The sequence below is a fragment of the Sphaerospermopsis sp. LEGE 00249 genome (genome assembly GCF_014299995.1).
GTDB lineage: Bacteria > Cyanobacteriota > Cyanobacteriia > Cyanobacteriales > Nostocaceae > Sphaerospermopsis > Sphaerospermopsis kisseleviana.
In genome coordinates this window covers 20,902-42,485 of sequence record NZ_JACJUZ010000004.1, presented here as the reverse complement: position 1 = coordinate 42,485, position 21,584 = coordinate 20,902, and the positions used below count along the sequence as shown (strand labels likewise).

Below are 21,584 nucleotides of genomic sequence, written 5' to 3'. Positions count from 1 at the left end.
GTCAGGAGTCAGGAGTCAGGAGTCAGGAGGCAGGAGTCAGGAGGCAGGAGTCAGAGCATGAAAATGATGTTACAATCAACGTCAGTATCTCACATTCCCAATCTAAAATCCAAAATCTAAAATCGTAAGTATTCAGCTATCATTAATCAGTAATCAGCTAATAGCTGCAATAGTAAGGATTTTGAAGTTTTGATTTCATGAATGTTATCTACATCTATTTCTTTTCATTCTTTGTATTTCAATATTCAAGGTAAATAGCTGAGGGCTGTTAGCTGACCTAAAATCCAAAATCTAAAATCTAAAATCTAAAATCCAAAATTTATCAGGGGATAGAAATTATGAACAAAAAGCGAATTTTAGTAGTTGATAATGAGCAGTATATTCAAGAAGTAGCTAAAATTTGTTTAGAAACTGTTGCAGGTTGGGAAGTGCTGACAGCTAGTTCTGGGAAAGAGGGAATAGTACAAGCAGAAAATCATCAACCAGATGCTATTTTACTAGATGTCATGATGCCAGATATGGATGGAATTGCTGCTTTTGCAAATTTACAAGCAAATCCAAATACAAAAGAAATTCCTGTGATTTTGTTAACTGCCAAAATTCAAGCCGCTGATCGTCGTCGCTATGCTCAGTTAGGTATGAAAAGTGCGATCGCCAAACCATTTAATCCTCTAGAATTAGCCGGTCAAGTCGCATCTGCCTTGGGTTGGAATTTGGAAAATTAAAACAATTAATTATATCAACTATTGATTTACTCTTATTTCCTTAGCTGAATCTTAACTATAAGTGTTTTCAATCAGAGACTAAGTGAAATAATTGAATTTAATTGAGGAATGAACTTAGGGGAGGTTTTTAACATTGAATGAAACAATTATCAATTATCAATTGTCAATTATCAATTAATAACGACATTGCGTGTAAATGCAATTCCTTTTCCTCCACAGGTGAAAGATAATATTTAAACCATTGACTCGCTAATCTTCCTACTTCCTCCATAGCACCAGGTTCGCTAAACTTGTGACTGGCTTCAGGAATAATTTCTAATTGTTTATGCTGGGTGGGAATTTCTGCTATTGCATCCTCATTCATGGCAATTATCGCACAATCATTACCACCAACAATTAACAAAGTTGGAGTTTGTACATAACCAAGACTTTCAATTACCAAATCAGTATAACCACTACGGCAAACAATCGCCCCCACATTCATCGGACGAGCTAATGCAGCTAAAAATGCTGACCCACTACCTCTATTTACGCCAAAGTAACCAACTTTTAAATCACGAGTCAGGGTATTTTCAAACAACCAGTCTGTGACGGTAATTAACCGCGAAGCCAGAAAACTAATATCATAACGTAAATGTTGAGTACGCTGATCAATTGCATCTTCTTCTTCCGTCAATAAATCTATTAATATAGTTGCCAATCCTTCCTGCTGACGCAACAAATGAGCTAAATAATGATTGCGGCTACTATAGCGACTACTGCCACTACAATGAGCAAATACAACAATTCCCTGAGCTTCTGGCGGTACAACTAATTCTCCTTTGAGTCTTAGTAGTCCTACCTCAATAGTAACTATTTGCTCTAAAACATTCCCAGATTCTTGAGCTTTCATTGGTTTAACCTTTTAAGTGATTGGTGATTGGTGATTGGTGACTGGTGATTGGTAATATCTAAAATCTAAAATCTCAAATCTAAAATTTCTTTCACTTCCTCATCAGTAGTTTGGGCAAAGTCTTCATACCATAATCCAATCGCAGAGAGGATTTCTGGAATTTGCAAACACACTATTTCATCTACTTCTGACTGCAATTCTTTATAAGTGCTTGCCGGTGCAACTGGTATAGCAACAACTATTTTTTGAGGTTGTTGTTGTTGAAGAATCGCAATAGCAGCACGCATAGTTGAACCAGTAGCAATACCGTCATCTATCAAAATCACAGTTTTATTTTCGACGTTTAGAGGTGGAGCATCCCCGCGATAAGTGCGATCGCGCCGCTGTAATTCTTGCAACTCCTCAGCCGCAACTGCCTGAATCGCTTCTTTATCTATTCCCAACGTATTTATCACATCAGAATTTAGTACCCCTATTCCCCCAGAAGCGATCGCCCCCATTGCCAATTCTTTATGACCAGGTACACCCAATTTTCTCACTATACAAACATCTAAAGGTGCATTTAAAGCTTTCGCTACTTCAAACGCCACTGGCACACCCCCACGCGGTAAAGCTAACACCAACAAGTTTTCTTCGTTAGCATAAGCGGTCAAATTTTGCGCTAACATTTTTCCTGCTTCTTTACGGTTGCGAAATCTTAACACCATCACCATCACCTCCTGATACTGATTTTGGATTTCGGATTTTAGCTGCAAGGATTTTGCATGGGTAACTGATAATTGGTGATTGGTAATCAATCTTTTCCCCTAACTATTACCTATGATTTTTGTAAATCTTCGTAACAGACAGAAAACTTTTAAATTTGTGATCCTTGTTGCACTGTTAAAGATACAGCCTATTTTCTTATAAAATCTCGAATCAGTTCATTCCTAATTCCTGATTTAAAAATTCTGATCCTGACTCCTGACTCCTGACTCCTAACTCCTGACTCCTGACTCCTGACTCCTGAATTCTTACAACAAGTTTACAATATTGATACTCAGCGAGTTGATGATTTATTATTTATTCCTGCATATTTCCCAAAAATTGATTAACATGGCCAATATAGCCGAAGTTATATCAGATAAAAACCACAATAGGTATAGATTTAAAATACTCCCCAAGGAAGACTAACTATGTTTCACAAAATTTTAGTTGCTCTCGACAACTCAGAAAGAAGTCAGTATATTTTTGATCAAGCTCTATTTTTGGCTCAGGCAAGTGAGGCAGAAATGATGTTGCTTCACGTTCTATCCCCCTTAGAAGATCCTTACATCAATCCCATATTTTTGCAACCAGAAACAATTTATCCTACCTTGCATACTGAAACTATTAATCAATATATGCAAGCTTGGGATAAACTAAAACAAGATAGACTAGATTGGATGCGATCGCTAACTCAAACGGCAATTAAGGCAGGTGTCAAAACTGAATTTACCCAAACAGTAGGTGATGCAGGCCGAGTGATCTGTGAATTAGCTTTAAGTTGGCCAGCTGACTTAATTATAGTCGGTCGCAGGGGACGTACTGGCATCAGTGAAGTTTTATTAGGCAGCGTCAGCAACTACGTTTTACATCATGCTTATTGCTCTGTTCTCACCATACAAGGCCTCATGCCTCTTACCATAGAAAACACCGAAAATACAAAAGTAACTTCCACCTGAAATGATCAGAATTTTTTAATATTTTTTTAATATTTGTCCCTGTGCCAACAGGGATCTTGAAATACTCCCAAATTCTGGGTTATCACTTCAATATCAGCCATAAGTCCAAATACACCAGTGCAGGTAAATGAAGTACAAAATTTTCCCAAATTTCGATTCAAAATCAAGTATCAAGGCTGGTTTACTCCTCACTACTTACTGTACAGACAGTTAGTCCAAACGTCTCTGTGGACTCCTAAATTCTGCTGTAAGTGCTGTAAGTTAAGTTTATTTGCAACTCGTCTTTGGAGAGAGTTTCTTGCTAAGTTTACTACAAAGGTTATGAACTTAGCAGCGACTATACTAGATAATAGCAATTTATCAAAGACATCCCAATTTAAAATCTCGAGGCATCAATGAATTTTACTAATCTTCACAAAAACACAAACGAATATAAAGAACTTAAAGAAAAACCACATTGGCAAGGACCAGCTGCAATAAAAACAACTGTCAAAGGTCGAGATATCAAGCCACAAGAGGCTATTAACGATATGAGCATTGGTGATGATCTTAATCGCGGTAGAGTAGCCATTTTTATTGATGGTTTAAGCTTATTTCACTCTGCCTTGCAACTAGGCATTGAAATTGACTATGTTAAATTACTTTGTCGTTTAACTCAAACCTCTAGGCTTTTACGGGCTTTCTTTTATACTGGTGTTGATGCCAGCAAAGAAAAGCAACAGGGGTTTCTGTTGTGGATGCGTCGCAATGGCTATCGTGTAGTCACCAAAGATATACTTACAGTTTCCGAGAATGGTAAAAAACCCAATCTCAATGTGGAAATTGCTGTGGATATGATTACTCTAGCTCCCTACTACGATACCGCTGTGTTAGTCAGTGGAGATGGAGATTTAGCCTATGCTGTCAATGCAGTTACCAGCTTGGGATCTAGAGTAGAAGTAATTGGTCTACAAAGCATGACCAGTGATAGCCTGATTGATGTGGCTGATTATTTCATTGATTTCGACAGTATTAAACAGTACATTCAAAAAGATTCTCAAGTCGGTTATACTTATCGGTCTTCGTCTACTTCCCAACTTTAAATTCCCATTTAATTACTTTAACTACTGACTGCTATATAAAACCTAGACAATACTAGACTTTACTTTCTACTTCAACGGGAGCATGGGAGCAGTTATCCTTCAGTAGACTTTCACGCCTTAGCCAGACGCGATAAATTAATTGCAGCGTTTAGATCCCTATCTATCTCAAAACCGCAGCTCCTCACTCCTGAATTTTGAGGTCAGCATTTTCCCAGCTATTTTGTCTGTTCCAAATTAACTGGTTCTAGTACATCTATTGAGGATGTAGCTGATGCTGCATTTTATTTGCCACTTTTTTAGACCTGTGCTATACCAAAAAAGGAATAGCTGATTAACATTTATATGTATAATTGCTATCCTAACTACCTTATCAATTGATAATTGTCCATTGTGCAAGACTTGGCGCAAAATGTATGAGAGGAAGTAATCAGAACCAAAAAATCATTTAGGAGTGCAAATAGTGACCCAGATCCAATTAACATTAGTGATTAGTTACCTACTAATGACTTGCTATTTTTTTACCAATTGGTTAAAGTTTTCCCTTCTTCACCCTACATATACACCAGAGGATAAATTTTTATCCTTTGTTATGTTTGTAATCACTACCATTTTCTGGCCGGTAATTATTCCCATATCTTGCTTCAAAATCCTCAAAAATCGCCAACTGGAATCTAATACTATAATTCCTGTGCTTTTAGCTATTTTTGCTCTTAGCTTTTCCTACTATATCACCTCTCTTTGAATAGTTATCATATCTGTTTGGAAAGGTAACAGGTAACAGGTAACAGGTAACAGGTAACAGGTAACAGGTAACAGAAGGCAAAAGATAAGAGGCAAAATAATTTTAGATTTTAGATTTTAGAGGTTGTTTGAAAACTTTTTCGTGTGGGATTTGACACCCGCAGATTCCCCATTATCCCCCTGAAAAAGCAGGGCATTTTCCAAATCGGGGGTAAATTGCAAAATCATTTCCCCAAAACCCTTTTCCATAGGTCAATAGAGGCTTTTTTTTCTAATTTTTGATTAATTAATATGAAAAACAAGCCCAAATATTGATGGTCAAACGGTTCTAGCGATCGCAAATTTAGAGAATGAAAACGCCCTGCTTTGTAAGGGAGGTTGGGTGTATCTCCATGAATTATAATACTTTTCCAACATCCTCTGAGATTGGAGATAGCAAAAACAATCCAAAATCCAAAATCCAAAATCCAAAATCCAAAATCCAAAATCCAAAATAAATAACTCCTGCCTCCTGCCCACTCTAATTATTGGAGATTTGTGGGAAAAGTTCCAGGTCTAACAGCGATATTAATACTTTGTCCATTGCGACGTAAATCTAAGCGTAAATTCCCTCCCACTTGTGCTTTTTCTACCGCTTTCTGTACAGCAGATGCTTCTGTTACTGCTTCACCGTTTAGCCTTTGAATCACATCCCCAGCACGTATTCCAGCTTTCGCTGCGGGTGAGTCGGGCATGACTCTAACTATTAATACTCCTTGATTTTCATTCACAGTTAAACCACTGTTGGGATCTGAATTAATCCTTTGCTTTAACTCAGGTGTGATCCCTACCATCTGAATGCCTAAATATGGATGTTGCGCTTTACCTGTAGTGATTAATTGATCAGAAATTCGTTTTGCTGTATTAATAGGAATTGAAAATCCTAAACCTTGCGCTCCCTGAATGATTGCTGTATTCATACCAATCACTTCTCCACGAGCATTTAGCAATGGACCGCCAGAGTTACCAGGGTTAATTGCTGCGTCGGTTTGAATAAATTCTACTCGTTTATCAGGAACACCTACTTGGTTGCTAGAACGTCCTGTGGCGCTAATAATACCTGTAGTTACAGTATTATCTAAACCCAAGGGATTACCAATAGCGATCGCCCATTGTCCCGGTTGTAACTGATCAGAATTACCCAAAGTCACCGTCGGTAAATTATTCGCCTCAATCTTTACCACTGCCACATCAGTTAATTCATCTTTTCCTACGACTTTACCTTGAAAAGTCCGTCCATCCTTTAAAGTGACTGTCACCCTATCCGCACCTTCAACCACATGAGCATTGGTAAGAATACGACCATCCGCACTTATGATGAAACCTGAACCCGCACCTCTTTCTACCCGGTTTCCTCCCTGCGGTAATCGTGATCCAAAAAAGCGACGGAAAAAGGGATCATTAAATTCTTCTGGCAGGCGGCTTTGCACTGTACGGGAAGAATTAATTCGCACCACAGCAGGTCCGACTCTCTGTACAACCTGAGTCACAAAATTCGGATCTATGTTTCCTGGTAATGGCGGCGCTGCGTTTACACTTTGTACAGCTAGTTTAGATGCAGTTTCAGCAACTTGCTGTTGGTTATTTGCTAAATAGCCTCCTGCAAAAGTCATCCCTGATCCCAGCAACACCAAGGATAAAGAAGCCGCTGCTTTTTTCCAAGGCGCATGATCATGGCTTTTGGTTAACAGATTATCTTTGTCTTGAGGTTGGTTTTGCATTTCTTTATCTGAAAGGATATTTAGAGTTGTTACTAATGTAGATATTTTTTTGGCAGATTTTGTTGCCCAATTCCAGCAGGGTCAACTTTTTAGCTGTTATTAATCAGCACCAGTATTTAGGGCTTGCTGAATAAACCCAAAATACTCGTAAATCAAAGGTTTGAGGCTGATCAGGAGGAAAGAAAGTGCAAGATTTTTGAAGGGTATACCTTAAAAACTGTGCATTTTGGGTCTGATAAATTAGAAAATCTGGGGATAACAGATAGCTAAAACTATTCCCTATTCCCTATTCCCTGCCTCAACGAAGGGACTTTTTCAGCAAACCCTATTTAGTGAGATACACCTACAAATGTAAATTTTTCCAAAAAATTTATAAAATCTGTTAAGATTATAGCAACTCACCTGATTTCACTATACAAGACCTACCCAACTTGAAAATTCGGGAAACCGGATAGCGGTTTGTTAAAAGCTGATACCTTGACAAAATTTTATCTTTGATATTACCTTAAAATAACGACCGTTCGATATAAAAAAACAACAAAACAAAAAGAAAACATCAACTATGCCGAAAATTGTGGATCATGAACAATACCGCAAAGAATTACTCGGCAAGTGTTTTGACTTATTTGCCGATAAAGGATATGGCGCTATCACCATGCGGCAAATTGCTAACGGTTTAGGGGTTTCCACGGGTACGCTTTATCATTACTTCCCCAGTAAACAAGCTTTATTTGAGCAACTGGTAGAAGAAATTAGTCAGCAAGATGTGATTGCAGCCTTAGCAGAATTAGGAGGGAAAAACAACATTTCAGAAATGATGACAGCTTTGGGTAATTATCTTGTCAACAATGAAGATTACCTAATTAAATGGACTTATGTTTGGGTTGATTTTTGTCAAAATCAAGACTCAAAAACCATGCTGAATAATAGCACAGTTTTTAAACGTGCTAACAAAAGATATCAACAAGCAGCTTGTGAATTTTTGGGTATTGAAGATCAAGTTGTAGCATCATTTGTATTGAGTTTTGTCAACGGTGTAATTCTGGAAAAATTATGGGGTGATGAAACAATTGATTTTATGGAACAATGCCAACTTTTAGGGGAAATGTTAACAGCTTATTTACAGACAAAGAAAAGGTAAATATCATTAATTGAACGCAGATAAACGCAGATTTTTTTATTGTGGGGAGTCAAAAAAATGAGTTATAAATTATTATTGAAACCAGGAAAACAAGGGTTAATTGTTTTGGTTTTAGCAGCCACAGCTATAACTGCGGGAATTGTAATTTACGGTATTTCTAATTTTAGTAAAATTGGCAATGCCGCCACTGGAGAATTAACAGAAACTGGTGCTATTCCTAGTAAGGTGACAGCTTTAGGAAGATTAGAACCAGAAACAGAAGTAATTAAGCTATCTGCACCTTTAGCATTAGATGGAGATAGAGTAGAAAAAATCCTCTTTAAAGAAGGTAATATAGTGAAAGCAGGAGAGGTAATAGCGATTTTAACATCCCGTTATGCCTTAGAAAATGCTGTCCAACAAGCTGAGAAACAAGTGAGAGTTGCCCAAGCTAAACTTGAGCAAATAAAAGCTGGAGCTAAAACTGGAGAAATTCAAGCACAAACAGCTAATCTTGAAAGAATAAAAGCCCAGTATGAAGGGGATAAAAACGCCCAACAACAAAATATTGCCAGAATAGAAGCTCAATGGCAAGGTGATAGAATTGCCCAACAAGCAACTATTAATAAATTAACCGCAGAATTAAATAATGCAGAATCAGAATATCAACGTTATCAACAGTTATATTCAGAGGGTGCAATTTCTAATTCTTTAATTGATAGTAAACGGTTAAATGTGGAAACTGCTAAACAACAATTAAGTGAAGCGAAAGCAGTTATTGAACGTATAAATTCCACAGCAACCAAACAATTAGCAGAAGCAAAAGTAGCATTAAATAGAATTAACACTACTAGCAATAAACAAATTAGCGAAGCCAAAGCTACACTTAACAGTATTGCCGAAGTTCGTCCTGTAGATGTGAACTTAGCACAAACAGAAGTTGAAAGTGCGATCGCTGATCTTAAACGCGCCCAAACCGAACTCCAAGCAGCATTTATTCGCGCTCCCATGACAGGAAAAATTCTCAAAATTCATACCCGTGTCGGTGAGAAAATAAGTGAATCTGGTATTGCTGACTTTGCACAAACAGAACAAATGTTAGCAGTAGCAGAAGTTTATCAAACTGATATTAGTAAGATAAAGATTGGACAAAAAGCTGTAATTATCAGTCCTACATTTACAGGTGAACTGCTCGGAGAAGTTGCCCAAATTGGTTTACAAGTCAATCGTCAAAATGTGTTTAGTAACCAACCAGGGGAAAATTTAGACAGTCGAGTTATTGAAGTTAAAATTAAACTCACTCCTGAAGATAGTAAAAAAGTTGCAGGTTTAACCAACTTACAAGTACAAACAGCAATTGAATTGTAATGGGTAATGGGTAATTGGTAATGGGTAATTGGTAATTGGTAATTGGTAATTGGTAATTGGTAATTGGTAATTGGTAATTGGTAATTGGTTAAAATGTTTTCCTCTTCTAAATTCTAACTCCTGACTCCTGACTCCTGACTAACAACTAATGACTAAAAAACTATTTCTGAAAACACCTCTTGCTTTGCGTCAGTTAATGAAAGAAAAAACGCGGTTAGCTGTTGCAGTCGCGGGAATTACCTTTGCTGATATGTTGATTTTTATTCAGATGGGGTTTGAAAGTGCATTGTTTGATGCAGCTATTCAACCACATCGCAATTTATCCGCAGATTTAGTATTGATTAATCCTCAGTTTAATACCTTGTTGTCTGTAAAAAGGTTTTCCAGAGATAAACTATATCAAGCATTAAGTTTTAATGGAGTAAAATCAGTTAATTCTGTTTATATTGGTACAGGACAATGGCGCAATCCTGAAACACGAATTGATCGAGCTATTTTAGTTTGGGGAGTCGATCCGAATCAACCAGGATTGAAATTTCCAGAAGTGCAAAAAAATAATGATGCTCTCAAACCACTAAATCAAGTGATGTTTGATCAAGCTGGCCGTCCAGAATATGGTGCTGTAGGTGAAATATTCCAAAAAACAGGCAATTTTCAAACAGAACTGAATAATAAATCTGTGAGTGTTAAAGGTGTATTTAGTAATGGTGCTTCCTTTGCTGCTGATGGTAATGTGATTACGAGTGATTCCACTTTTTTGCAATTATTTCCTGAACGTAAACCCGATCAAATTGAAGTAGGTTTAATTAATCTCCAACCAGGTGCAGATGTGGAGAAAATCAAAACACAACTGAGAATAGGATTAAATCCAGATCCTAAAAATCCCTTTGTAGAAATAGGAACACCAGAAGATTTTGCCCAAAAAGAAAAGAATTATTGGGCTAATGGTACAGGTATTGGTTTTATTTTTGGTTTGGGTGTAGGAGTTGGATTTATTGTTGGTATTGTGATTGTTTATCAGATTCTTTATTCTGACGTTTCCGATCATCTTCCAGAATATGCAACTCTTAAAGCAATGGGTTATACAGATAGTTATCTGTTAGGAGTTTTAATACAAGAGGCTTTATTATTAGCTATTTTAGGTTATTTACCGGCATTTTTTCTTTCTTTTGGATTATATCAACTCACCTTTGCAGCCACTATGTTACCCATTTACATGAAAGTAGATCGGGCAATTACAGTGTTTATTATGACGGTAATTATGTGTAGTGTTTCAGGAGCGATCGCCCTGAAAAAACTTCGTTCTGCTGACCCTGCGGACATTTTTTAAAGTTGCTAAAAAGTTCGTAGTCAGGACTTTAGTCCTGATGTATTCAGCAAGAATAGGCAATAAATTGCTGACTACAAACCATCACAAAATACTCACAACAAACCATGTTCAAAATTAATACTCAATCAAAAATTGCTTCAGATACAGTAATTCATGTTACTCAACTCAATCATTATTTTGGTGAAGGAAATTTAAAAAAACAAGTATTATTTGATATAAACTTAGAAATTAAAGCCGGGGAAATTGTGATTATGACCGGTCCTTCTGGTTCAGGTAAAACCACCTTATTATCATTAATGGGGGGGTTACGTTCTGCTCAAGCAGGAAGTTTGCAAATATTAAATCAAGAAATGCGGGGAGCAAGTAAAAGCAAGTTAACTAAATTGCGTCGTCAAATTGGTTATATTTTCCAAGCGCATAATTTGATGACCTTTTTAACAGCTAAAGAAAATGTGAGAATGTCCTTAGAGTTGCATAAAGAATATTTAAATCAAGATATTAATACTAAGGCTATTTCCATGTTAGAAGAAGTTGGGTTAGGAGATCGTGTAGATTACTATCCAGAGAGTTTATCAGGAGGACAAAAACAAAGAGTAGCGATCGCCCGTGCTTTAGTGAGTCATCCTAAAATAGTATTAGCAGATGAACCTACTGCTTCATTAGATAAACAATCAGGACGGGATGTGGTAGAATTAATGCAAAAATTAGCGAAAGAGCAAGGTTGTACCATTTTGCTTGTGACTCACGATAACCGCATTTTAGATATAGCAGATCGGATTATTTATATAGAAGATGGAAAAATGAACTAGAGATAGACTACTTCATTGAGTCTGGAGTGTTTACATCCCAGCAGTAGGTTGAGATTTTTGAGACTTCCTCTGGGATAGTTGCCTCAAACTAATTTGATGGTAAGCATTCAGTTATTATTAGCAAACGGCCATCTGAAACAACCTGTCAGACTAAAGCATCTGACAATCATAATCAAAGAATTTGTACTCTGTTGAAAACATGAAGAGCCATACTGATCAACAGTGGATTATTAAAAAATTAGGGACAGCACCATTACGACGGATACTAATAGTTCCATTTGTTTTACAAATTGTCTGTGTTGTTGCCCTAGTGGGATATTTTTCCTATCAAAACGGCTCCTTGGCAGTTAACAAACTAGTTGTTGATTTACAGTTAGAAATTAATGATCGCATTGAGCAGAAAATTAGTAATTATTTGGAAACACCTGTTAAGATCAATCAATTAAATGTAGATGCTTACGAATCTGGACAACTGAACTTATTGAATTTTTCAGCTACCGGTAAGTATTTTGTCAAACAGTTACGAACATTTGGAGCTAGTTATATTCAATTTGCTACAGCGAGAGGCGAATATATTGGTGCTGGTGATTACGGTACTGGAATAGCGCAAATTGCAGAAATTCCTCTAGGGAAAGAACAGGGAAAGTCTTATAAATATAATACAAATTTGGCAGGCGATCGCACAAAATTAGTTGCCGTGCAAGCTTATGAACCCAGAAACGAAGCTTGGTTTTCTCAAGTAGTGAAAGTAGGTAAACCAATCTGGAGCAAAATCTACAATTGGGACACAAATCCAGAAGTTATGTCAATTGCTGCCAGCTATCCACTTTATGATCGTCAAGGAAAATTTATTGGCGCTCTTGGCACAGATTTAAGTTTAACTTACATCAGTAATTTTTTGCAACAGCTAAAACCAGAATCTTTAGGTAAAGCATTTATTCTAGAACGGTCAGGAATGCTAGTTGCCAGTTCTACCCAAGAAAGCCCATTTCAAATGCTTAATGGTAAAGCACAAAGATTGCAAGTTTCTAACAGTCAAGACTTAATTATTCGGCAGGTGGGGACAAAAATTCATAAAAAATGGGGCAGTTTCACAAATATTGTCAATGAGGAACAAATACAAGTCAAAATTAAACATCAAAAATATTTTGTTCTCATTTCTCCTTGGCAAGATGATCTTGGTTTAGATTGGTTGATAGTGATCGTTTTGCCAGAATCAAATTTTATGGCAGAAATTAAATCTGCTACTGAAAAAACCATTTTCTTGTGCGGTGTAGCTTTTTTATTGTCCACAGCAATGGGATTCTTCACTACACAGTTAATTGCCCAACCATTACTGAAATTAAATTTAGCAGCTAGACAAATTGCTCAAGGAGACTTTCAGAAAATATCGCCAATTTCGACTTCCATTATTGAAGTTCGTGAACTGTCTGATTCATTTACCCAAATGGCAGAACAATTACAGCAATCATTTACTGAATTGACTGAGAGTAAAGCAGAACTTAACCAATTTTTGGAAAGTTTGCCCATAGGAGTAGCGATTCATCAAATTGATGGTTCTGTAGTTTACTTAAACCAAGTTACTAAATCCTTACTAGGAATAGAAACAATTAGTGAGCAAGACTTAGATAATTTGGCTACGGTTGATCAACTTTATGTAATGGGAACAGACCAACTTTATCCTAAAGATAGATTACCATTTGTGCGGGCATTAGAGGGAGAGTATATACAAATTGAAGAAATTGAAATTCACAGCAATGGCAAGATAAAACCAACAGCAGTATGGGCAAAGCCAATTTTTGACCATAATGGGATGATAACTCATGCCATTACTACATTTCAGGATATTACATATCGCAAACAAACCGAACAGATTATCACTAACTATAATGCTGCGCTAGAAAAACAAATTGCGGCTAAAACTGTCGAATTACGTCATCAGGAAGCCAGATTTCGTGCCATTGTTGAATTGCAAACAGAATTAATTGCCCGCAGTCATGCTGATGGTAAAATTACTTTCGTTAATGATGCTTTTTGTCGTTACTTTGGTGTAAATTCTGAAGATATTTTAGGGCATACATACCAACCATTGATTTTGCCAGATAAACAGGATTCAGCATTTGTAAATGTAGGAAATTTATCCCTACAAAATCCCATTGTCACAATTGAAAATCGAGTTCTTGCTAAAGGCGAAGTACGCTGGATGCAGTGGAATAACCGGATGATTTTCGATGAAGAAAATCGCTTTGTAGAAATGCAATATGTAGGTCGAGATATCACAGATCGTAAACTTGCAGAAGCAGCCTTAGCCGTCAGGGAACGTTATCTTTCAACTTTGGTAAATGTTCAGAATTACCTGTTAGTTAATGAATTTGACACTAACTACTACACACAAATTCTGCAATGGTTAGGAGAAACATCATCTGCATCCCGTGTTTATCTGTTTGCCAATCATGATGATGCTGATGGTAATTTGTTGACAAGCCAAAAATCTGAATGGTGTAATCAAGGCATTGATTCACAAATTGATAACCCTAACTTGCAAAATTTTCCCTACGGCCAGTTCTTTCCCAGATGGGTAAAAACTCTTTCTAGTGGCAAGATTATCAATGGTGTGGTTAGTGATTTTCCCAATGCAGAAAGGGAAATTTTACAACCCCAGGGAATTTTGGCTATCTTAGTCTTACCCTTGTTGGTGAATGGTCAGTTTTGGGGTTTTATTGGGTTTGATAATTGTACAACTGCTGAAATTTGGGAAAGGGCAGAGGTAAACTTGCTCAGTGCAGCAGCAGCAGCGATTTCGGCACATCTAGAACGGCAACAAGCTAGACGTGAACTTGTAGAGGCCAAAGAGGCAGCTGAAACTGCCAACCGTGCCAAAAGTCAGTTTCTTGCTAGTATGAGTCATGAGTTAAGGACTCCCCTAAATGCCATTATTGGATTTAGTCAGCTATTAGAAAAAGATGCCAGTCTACAAGCAGAACAAAGGGATTTTATTAACACCATCAATCAAAGTGGCGAACATCTACTTTCACTGATTGATGATGTGTTAGAAATGTCCAAAATTGAAGCGGGGAAAGTTTTCTTAAATGAAAAATCCTGTCACCTGCGCCAGTTGGTAACTACTTTGATGAAGATGCTAAGACAGCAAGCAGAATCTAAAGGATTATCTTTGGAGTTGGAACTGGGGGAAAATTTGCCAGATTTCATTATTACAGATGATGCTAAGTTGCGTCAGGTGCTGATTAATTTGTTGGGTAATGCTATTAAGTTTACTGAGCATGGAGGTATTACCCTAGTAGTGGAAAATATGGAATCATTGGATAAAGGTTATCACTTACTTTTTGCAGTAGAAGATACAGGTGTGGGTATTGCTGGGGAAGAAATAGAAACTATTTTTGAAGTTTTTGGACAATCGGAAGCAGGAAGGCGATCGCAAACTGGAACTGGTTTAGGGCTACCGATCAGTCGCAAGTTTGTAGAAATCATGGGTGGACAATTAACAGTAGAAAGTACCTTGGGTGTTGGTAGTAAATTCCGGTTTGATATTCAAGCCAAGAAGGTTGAGTCACCAGCTTTGAAAGATGTAAATCCTCAACCAAGTTCCTTGAATTCTGCAAAAGTCTTGGTTGTAGATGATAATGCCGTAAACCGCAAATTTGCCTTATTGATGTTGAAACGTTTGGGATACCAAGCTCAAGCAGTAGATAGTGGAGAAGAAGCAATTGAAATATTGCAACATCAGCATTTTGATGTGATATTAATGGATATACAAATGCCTGGTATGGATGGACTGGAAACAACCCAAAGAATTCGGACTTTATACAGCGATCGCCAACAACTCACTATTATTGGCTTCACTGCCGATATTTCTTCAGAAACCCGTCATAAATGTTTGGCTATGGGTATGAATAATTTTATCTCTAAACCTGTCAAACTGGAAACACTCCAACAAGCCTTACTTTGAATCACAGCAGGAGGCAGAAGTTATTTAATTTTGCTTTTAATTTTTCTCCTCTGTTTATCCTATTCCCTATTACCTGCCGTAATATAGGACTCCTATTTGATTATTGAACAAAACTCCGTACACCGAAATTCTCTAAAACCCTTTTGCCTTTTGCATGACTGCCTCTTGTCTGCCTAAACAAATAATTTCAGGAATCAAATTGGATCACTATAGATATGATAAGTTTTCAGATGGACATGATATAACAGTTTTACCAAAAGTTTACCACAAGATTTAAAAAGAGGTAGCTATGACTATTTGGGTAAATGAGCAAATTGATCCATCAGGAATGATTCATGCTTGTATTGCTTGTTGTGATCAGAGTCAAGCTCAAGATTGTCATGAGTCCTTTCAAAAAGGGTTGACTGATAAGCAAAAAGCAGATGGTTGGGTTGCACAGTTACGTACTGTAAATTCTTGGGATGAAGTTCCAGTCAATGCTTTAAAACTCAATTAATTTAGAGTTGCTTGATAAAACCTCAAATCTGTTTCTTCCTGACTCCTGACTCCTGACATCAAATATTGATGATTTTTTAGAAGTTTTCAGAGTTATTATCATAAGCAAGGAATAATCAAACAAACTTGCAAAAACAGATTAAATGTGGTGAACTATTCCAGTGTTTGCACTTCTGAGCCAGGCTATCCCATTAATTTAGTTGGCAAAACGGGACAAGCTGTACAAATTTCTATTCATAACCCCAGTCAATATATCTGTGCCAACTGTGAACAGATATTACCAGATTGGACACAGCAACAGTTTTTGTGGGTGGTGGTTGTTTTACAACAATCAAAATACCCACTTTTAGAAATTACTGCGGAAACGGAAACAGAAAAAGAAAGGTTACGGGAAAAGTTTATGCGGTTCGGTTGTGATGTGGCTTTTAATTTGCGCGATCGCGGTTATGTCACAGATTTAATTGATCCCCGTACAGGTTATCCTTTACTTTCCCATCCCGGTCCTATTCCCCATGATGATACAGCAGTTGCTAAAGCTTTACTAAATTATCCTGTGATCAAAAACAAATGCTGTGTACTGGTGCATCCTCAATGGGGTGCTGCTGTTTATCCCAGTGTGTTACTTTCGGCAGCACCACCAGATATTATGGTATCGGTAATGAAAGCGATCGCTCCTTTACATGGATGGATGGAAGTTGATGTTTAGTTAATTCTGCTCCCATATTATTTAAGCAGTGACAACTATTGAAAATCCCAATCTTAACCCAAATCTTAACCCAAATCTTAACCCAAATCTTAAATTTGTTTTGGTCTTCTTAGTTGCTGAGAATTAATAGGACCAAGAATTTGATTTAAACTTCGCAGTTGTTCAGCCGTACCCATACAAATTAGCGTATCTCCTGACATTAAAACAGTGTCTCCCGTTGGTCCACCAATGAGATTACCATCACTGCGACGAATAGCTAAAACTAATGCGCCAGTTTGCGATCGCAATTTCGCTTTTTGTAAAGTTTGCCCCACAAAAGGACAGAACGCCGCATCTAATAAAAATTCTTCCATATATAATTGACGATCTGCACCAGAAAGCATCCCATCTACAAAGTCTAAAATCTGTGGTCTGAGTGCAGCCGCAGCCATGCGTTTACCTCCAGTAATATAAGGGGAAATCACCGCATCTGCCCCACCTCTTTGTAATTTTTGTACAGCTTCTTCTGTACTTGCCCGTGCGATCGCCCGAATATGAGGATTGAGAGTTTTTGCTGATAAAACAGTATATAAATTTTCCGCATCAGAAGGCAACGCTGCCACAATACAAATTGCCCGTTCAATACCAACCTTCAACAAAGTATCATCCAGGGTAGCATCACCCTGATAGACAATATAACCTTCTGACTGAGCTTGTTGCACAGATTCAAAATCAGAATCAATCACTGCAAAAGACACACCTTCAGCCTGAAATTCCTTAGCGATTTGTCGTCCAGTCCGACTAAAACCACAGATAATATAATGTCCAGTTAATGATTCCATTAAACGCCTTTGTTGTCTGAGTCGAATACCCTCTTGAAAATAACCTTCAATTACTGCTTGAGTAAATCTATTGACAATGTAACCGAGATTGATTACACCCATTAAAATCAGGACAATTGTAAACAAACGTCCCCGACTCTCTAGCGGGTTAGTTTCGCTATATCCTACAGTAGCTAAAGTAATGACTGTCATGTAAACCGCATCTTCCCATGACCAGCCCTCCACCAACCAATACCATAAAGTGCCACTAAGGAACACAAAGACTAGGGCTACAGCCCCAGCCATTAACTCTTGTTGAATACGTTTATATTTTTGCTCAAGGGTAGAATACACAGGTAATGACAATTGTAAAAATTCAGGAGTCAGAAGTTATAGGGGCGAAGTAGGGGCGAAGCATTCGGAAAACAGCCTTTTCATAAAATTGCTCATTGTTCGCCCGAATACTGATGCTTCCAGCACGCTTCGCGAACGCCCTTACAGGAGTCAGAAGGTTTGATAAATTGGTTAATTATCGTAACCAATCAACCTTAAGCTATCAGCAAAAAGTTAAATGCTGACTGAAAAATTAAAACTTAAAAATTAAAAGTTAAAAAAACTTCTTCCTCATACTATAGTAAATTTTGAATTATTTAGAAAAACCTGCTAAATAGATTATAGAATTAAAAATTTCAGGAGGTGCGGTAGTGAGTATCCAAAGTTTAGTTGAACAGCCGATACATCCCTCAAATATGACTGCCTTTAGTGCAGACAGTTTTAATCAAGTGGTGATGTCTACCTACGGACGCTTTCCCATAGCTTTAGAACGAGGTGCTGGCTGTCGCGTTTGGGATACCCAAGGCAGGGAATATCTCGATTTTGTGGCCGGAATAGCTACTTGTACTTTGGGACACGCCCACCCTGTCATGGTAGAGGCAGTCACACGCCAAATTCAAAAACTGCATCATGTCTCTAATTTATACTATATTCCCGAACAAGGGGAATTAGCCAAATGGATTGTAGATCATTCCTGTGCAGATCGGGTGTTTTTCTGCAACTCTGGCGCTGAAGCCAACGAAGCAGCAATTAAACTAGCGAGAAAATACGCTCACACCGTTTTAGAAATTGCCCACCCCATTATTTTAACCGCCCATGCCAGTTTTCACGGACGGACATTAGCCACTGTCACCGCTACCGGACAACCAAAGTATCAAAAAAACTTTGATCCTTTAGTCCCTGGTTTCCACTATGTCAAATATAACGATATTAAAGAGGTGGAAGCGGCTGTTACTGAGTTGGATGAAGGAAATTATCGCGTCGGTGCAATTTTAATTGAACCCTTACAGGGAGAAGGCGGAGTTCGTCCTGGAGATAAGAAGTATTTCCAAAGATTACGGGAAATTTGTGATGAAACCGGCATTTTATTGATTTTCGATGAAGTGCAAGTAGGGATGGGACGCAGTGGTAAATTATGGGGTTATGAACATCTGGGAGTAGAACCAGATATTTTCACCAGTGCCAAAGGACTAGGTGGTGGTATCCCCATCGGTGCAATGATGAGTAAGAAATTCTGTGATATTTTTGAACCAGGAGAACACGCTAGTACATTTGGTGGAAATCCTTTTGCTTGTGGTGTAGCTTTAAGTGTGTGCCAAGCTTTGGAAAAAGAGAATATTTTAGAGAACGTCCAAGAACAAGGCGCACATTTACGGGAAGGGTTAAAAATGATTGCCCGTAAATATCCTCATCATATTTCCGAAGTGCGGGGTTGGGGTTTAATCAATGGGATGGAAATAAAAGAAGATAGTTCTTTAACTGCGGCTGATGTTGTGAAAGCGGCGATGGATGAAGGTTTATTATTAGTACCAGCAGGTCCTAAAGTCGTGCGGTTTGTACCTCCTTTAATTGTCACAGATACAGACATCAATCAAGCATTACACACAGTAGAAAAGGCATTAGCTAAAGTTACAGCCTAGATAATTAGTAATTCGTAATTCGTAATTCGTAATTCGTAAATTTAGGATTATCAATTACGAATTTTTCTACATCATTTTCAAGACTTTTCGTTAAGTGTGAAAAATCAAACAATTATCAATTGTCAATTATCAATTGATAATTATCCTAAGTGTTCCACAAAAATTTGATGTTCTACACTTGCTAAACCTTGCTGTAAAATTTCTAATACTTTCGCTAAATTCCCAGCTAACAAAGCAGATTTATCTAACCATAAACCAGGAAACACTTGAGAACAAAAAACCCCATCAGCATTAGCTTCTAACCGTTGATATTCTCCATCTTTTAAAATAAACCAATCAAACTCACCGTCATAAACTCGCCAAATTAAATATTCTGGTACCTGATTTCGCCGATATACTTTAAGTTTATCATGGGCATCAATAGCCGCACTACTAGCCGCAATTTCTACAATCAATTCTGGCGCACCTTCCACATAATCATCTTCACTTATCCGCGACTGTCCCCCATTTTCAATTCTTAATAGTGCGTCTGGTTGAGGTTCGTTATCTGCATCTAGACGCACAGTGGTATTATCACCGAGTTCTACACCTGGTGTAGCTGACTCATAGAAACCTAACCAAGTTATGATATAAGCATGAGGTTTTCCATGACTTCTAATTCTTACAGGTGATGCCATATAAACAATTCCTTCAATTAAATCTACTTTTTTCACATCTGGCATGGTATGATAACGACGTTCAAACTCAGAACGAGTAAGTCTATCACCATTTTCCAAAGGTGGAATTAATTGCACAGGTTTGATAGTATCTTGAGTCAGCGTCATAATGTTTAACCCACTAATTCAACCATTAATTAATTCTATTATTAAACATCTACAGGATGTTGACCATAATAGGGCAAAGCTTCAGACCAATGAGGACGTTTACCTTGTTGCCAATCTAAATAAGCTAATTCTAAAATACTGGTGACAGTTGCTGCTAAACCAGATGTAGCTTGAATTAATTGATATTCTGTTTGCCAATTATTTAAAGTTTCCTGCCATTTTTCTGGTGTAAAAACAGTATCTGCTAATAAAGCAATAATACCAGAATTATCAGCATTAATTTGATAAATTGCACCAAAAACTTGACCTCTTTGGGCGGGCATTTCTATAGCTAAAATTGGTTGAATTTCTGGATTTTTACTTTTTTCATACCAAGCAAATGCAGCTAAAGTAGAAACTGCAAAAACCGGAATTTCTAACTGTTGTCCCAAAGTACGAGCAGTAACCACACCGATGCGAGTACCTGTAAAACCTCCGGGACCCTTAGCCACAGCAATAAATTGTAAATCTTGCCATGTTTGAGGTTTAATTAAATCAATTAAATATTGATGAATATGACTAGATACCTCACGTCCTAAATTCCAAACATGGGCGCGGGTATCCTCTGCAAAATTGCTAATTACTAAACCTAATTCCGGTGTAGTACTGTGCAGTGCTAAAGCGTATTTTTTTTCCGGTAGAGTTTCTAGATTATTGTTCAAGGTAGTTGATTGAAAATAAATAAACAAAGTAAATTATAATATAATATCAAATAAAAACATTATTTCTCTGTGTCCTCTGTGGTTTGTTACTCCATAAATCATCAATAAATTACACAAATATAAAGTAGAGACATTTTAGAAAACATCTCTACAAATTGAAATCAAACAAAATCTAAAATCCAAAATCCAAAATCTAAAATTCAAGTGGGTACTAATTCACCAGGACGTAATTTAGACCATTTACCTATTTCTTTCTTAAAGCTGAGACAACCAACAACATCCCATTCCATTTCAATAATGTCATCTTTTGTGCGAATATTAACATTAATCGAGGGTTCATTGGGGTCAAAATCGGGATTTTCTGTTAAGTGGGGTTGTTGGTGTTGTGTTTCTACTGCGTTGTAGGTTACACAACGGTCTACATAGTGGCAGTTCACGCAAATACACATAATAGAACCAACTCCTAGAACCTTTATATATAGGGCTTGCTGAATAAACTCAAAACCTTGATAAATCAATGGTTTCAGGTGAAAAATTAGGAAATCAGTGCAGGATTTTTCAGGAGTATACTCCTAAAAGCGTGCATTT

General features: G+C 37.4%; 18 protein-coding genes. 11 read left to right on the top strand and 7 right to left on the bottom strand.

Annotated features, from left to right (window positions below):
- The first annotated feature begins 338 nt into the window (after positions 1-338).
- Positions 339-725 carry a response regulator gene (locus H5968_RS02590; RefSeq protein WP_096571652.1) on the top strand — a complete coding sequence of 129 codons (387 nt, stop codon included), beginning with the start codon at positions 339-341 and terminating at the stop codon, positions 723-725.
- A 163-nt stretch (positions 726-888) separates the two neighbouring features.
- On the opposite strand, the gene H5968_RS02585 is transcribed toward H5968_RS02590, so the two are convergent.
- Entirely contained in the window at positions 889-1,617 is a 729-nt protein-coding gene (locus H5968_RS02585; RefSeq protein ID WP_187038688.1) for a dienelactone hydrolase family protein, read from the bottom strand.
- Between the two features lie 65 nt (positions 1,618-1,682).
- Positions 1,683-2,324, bottom strand: coding sequence for a phosphoribosyltransferase (locus H5968_RS02580; RefSeq protein ID WP_096572826.1), 642 nt, complete (start codon positions 2,322-2,324; stop codon positions 1,683-1,685).
- Positions 2,325-2,792: 468 nt separating this feature from the next.
- Between H5968_RS02580 and H5968_RS02575 the strand changes: the two genes are divergently transcribed.
- Positions 2,793-3,320, top strand: coding sequence for a universal stress protein (locus H5968_RS02575; protein WP_187038687.1), 528 nt, complete (start codon positions 2,793-2,795; stop codon positions 3,318-3,320).
- 395 nt (positions 3,321-3,715) lie between these two features.
- Positions 3,716-4,402 carry an NYN domain-containing protein gene (locus H5968_RS02570; RefSeq protein WP_187038686.1) on the top strand — a complete coding sequence of 229 codons (687 nt, stop codon included), beginning with the start codon at positions 3,716-3,718 and terminating at the stop codon, positions 4,400-4,402.
- Between the two features lie 1,265 nt (positions 4,403-5,667).
- Here H5968_RS02570 and H5968_RS02565 read toward each other — a convergent pair.
- Positions 5,668-6,903, bottom strand: coding sequence for an HhoA/HhoB/HtrA family serine endopeptidase (locus tag H5968_RS02565; RefSeq protein ID WP_187038685.1), 1,236 nt, complete (start codon positions 6,901-6,903; stop codon positions 5,668-5,670).
- A gap of 562 nt (positions 6,904-7,465) precedes the next feature.
- Between H5968_RS02565 and H5968_RS02560 the strand changes: the two genes are divergently transcribed.
- The 7 genes from H5968_RS02560 to H5968_RS02530 all read left to right on the top strand — a co-directional run bounded on the left by H5968_RS02560 (position 7,466) and on the right by H5968_RS02530 (position 16,698).
- A complete protein-coding gene (locus H5968_RS02560; RefSeq protein ID WP_187038684.1) occupies positions 7,466-8,044 on the top strand; it encodes a TetR/AcrR family transcriptional regulator in 579 nt (192 codons plus the stop codon).
- 57 nt (positions 8,045-8,101) lie between these two features.
- Complete coding sequence (locus tag H5968_RS02555; RefSeq protein WP_187038683.1) at positions 8,102-9,391, top strand: ABC exporter membrane fusion protein; 1,290 nt, start codon at positions 8,102-8,104, stop codon at positions 9,389-9,391.
- A gap of 148 nt (positions 9,392-9,539) precedes the next feature.
- A complete protein-coding gene (gene devC, locus H5968_RS02550; protein WP_187038682.1) occupies positions 9,540-10,721 on the top strand; it encodes an ABC transporter permease DevC in 1,182 nt (393 codons plus the stop codon).
- 104 nt (positions 10,722-10,825) lie between these two features.
- Complete coding sequence (locus H5968_RS02545; RefSeq protein ID WP_187038681.1) at positions 10,826-11,530, top strand: DevA family ABC transporter ATP-binding protein; 705 nt, start codon at positions 10,826-10,828, stop codon at positions 11,528-11,530.
- A gap of 199 nt (positions 11,531-11,729) precedes the next feature.
- A complete protein-coding gene (locus tag H5968_RS02540; RefSeq protein WP_187038680.1) occupies positions 11,730-15,497 on the top strand; it encodes a PAS domain S-box protein in 3,768 nt (1,255 codons plus the stop codon).
- Between the two features lie 289 nt (positions 15,498-15,786).
- Positions 15,787-15,993, top strand: a complete 207-nt coding sequence (locus H5968_RS02535) for a glycogen debranching protein (protein ID WP_096571641.1) — start codon at positions 15,787-15,789, stop codon at positions 15,991-15,993.
- A 144-nt stretch (positions 15,994-16,137) separates the two neighbouring features.
- Positions 16,138-16,698: a methylmalonic aciduria and homocystinuria type D protein gene (locus tag H5968_RS02530; protein ID WP_187038679.1), complete on the top strand. Its 561-nt coding sequence runs from the start codon at positions 16,138-16,140 to the stop codon at positions 16,696-16,698.
- An 89-nt stretch (positions 16,699-16,787) separates the two neighbouring features.
- Here H5968_RS02530 and H5968_RS02525 read toward each other — a convergent pair whose 3' ends face one another.
- Positions 16,788-17,852 carry a TrkA family potassium uptake protein gene (locus tag H5968_RS02525; RefSeq protein ID WP_370569741.1) on the bottom strand — a complete coding sequence of 355 codons (1,065 nt, stop codon included), beginning with the start codon at positions 17,850-17,852 and terminating at the stop codon, positions 16,788-16,790.
- Positions 17,853-18,202: 350 nt separating this feature from the next.
- On the opposite strand from H5968_RS02525, the gene H5968_RS02520 reads away from it, so the two are divergent.
- A complete protein-coding gene (locus H5968_RS02520) occupies positions 18,203-19,471 on the top strand; it encodes an aspartate aminotransferase family protein (RefSeq protein ID WP_096571639.1) in 1,269 nt (422 codons plus the stop codon).
- Positions 19,472-19,611: 140 nt separating this feature from the next.
- Here H5968_RS02520 and H5968_RS02515 read toward each other — a convergent pair whose 3' ends face one another.
- From H5968_RS02515 to H5968_RS02505, 3 genes are all read right to left on the bottom strand, one after another.
- Positions 19,612-20,295 (bottom strand): Uma2 family endonuclease, encoded by a 684-nt coding sequence (locus H5968_RS02515; RefSeq protein ID WP_187038678.1) that lies wholly within the window; start codon positions 20,293-20,295, stop codon positions 19,612-19,614.
- A 41-nt stretch (positions 20,296-20,336) separates the two neighbouring features.
- On the bottom strand, positions 20,337-20,996 hold the full coding sequence (gene tsaB, locus H5968_RS02510) for a tRNA (adenosine(37)-N6)-threonylcarbamoyltransferase complex dimerization subunit type 1 TsaB (protein WP_187038677.1): 660 nt from the start codon (positions 20,994-20,996) through the stop codon (positions 20,337-20,339).
- A gap of 200 nt (positions 20,997-21,196) precedes the next feature.
- Positions 21,197-21,445, bottom strand: coding sequence for a Ycf34 family protein (locus H5968_RS02505; protein WP_187038676.1), 249 nt, complete (start codon positions 21,443-21,445; stop codon positions 21,197-21,199).
- Positions 21,446-21,584 lie beyond the last annotated feature (139 nt).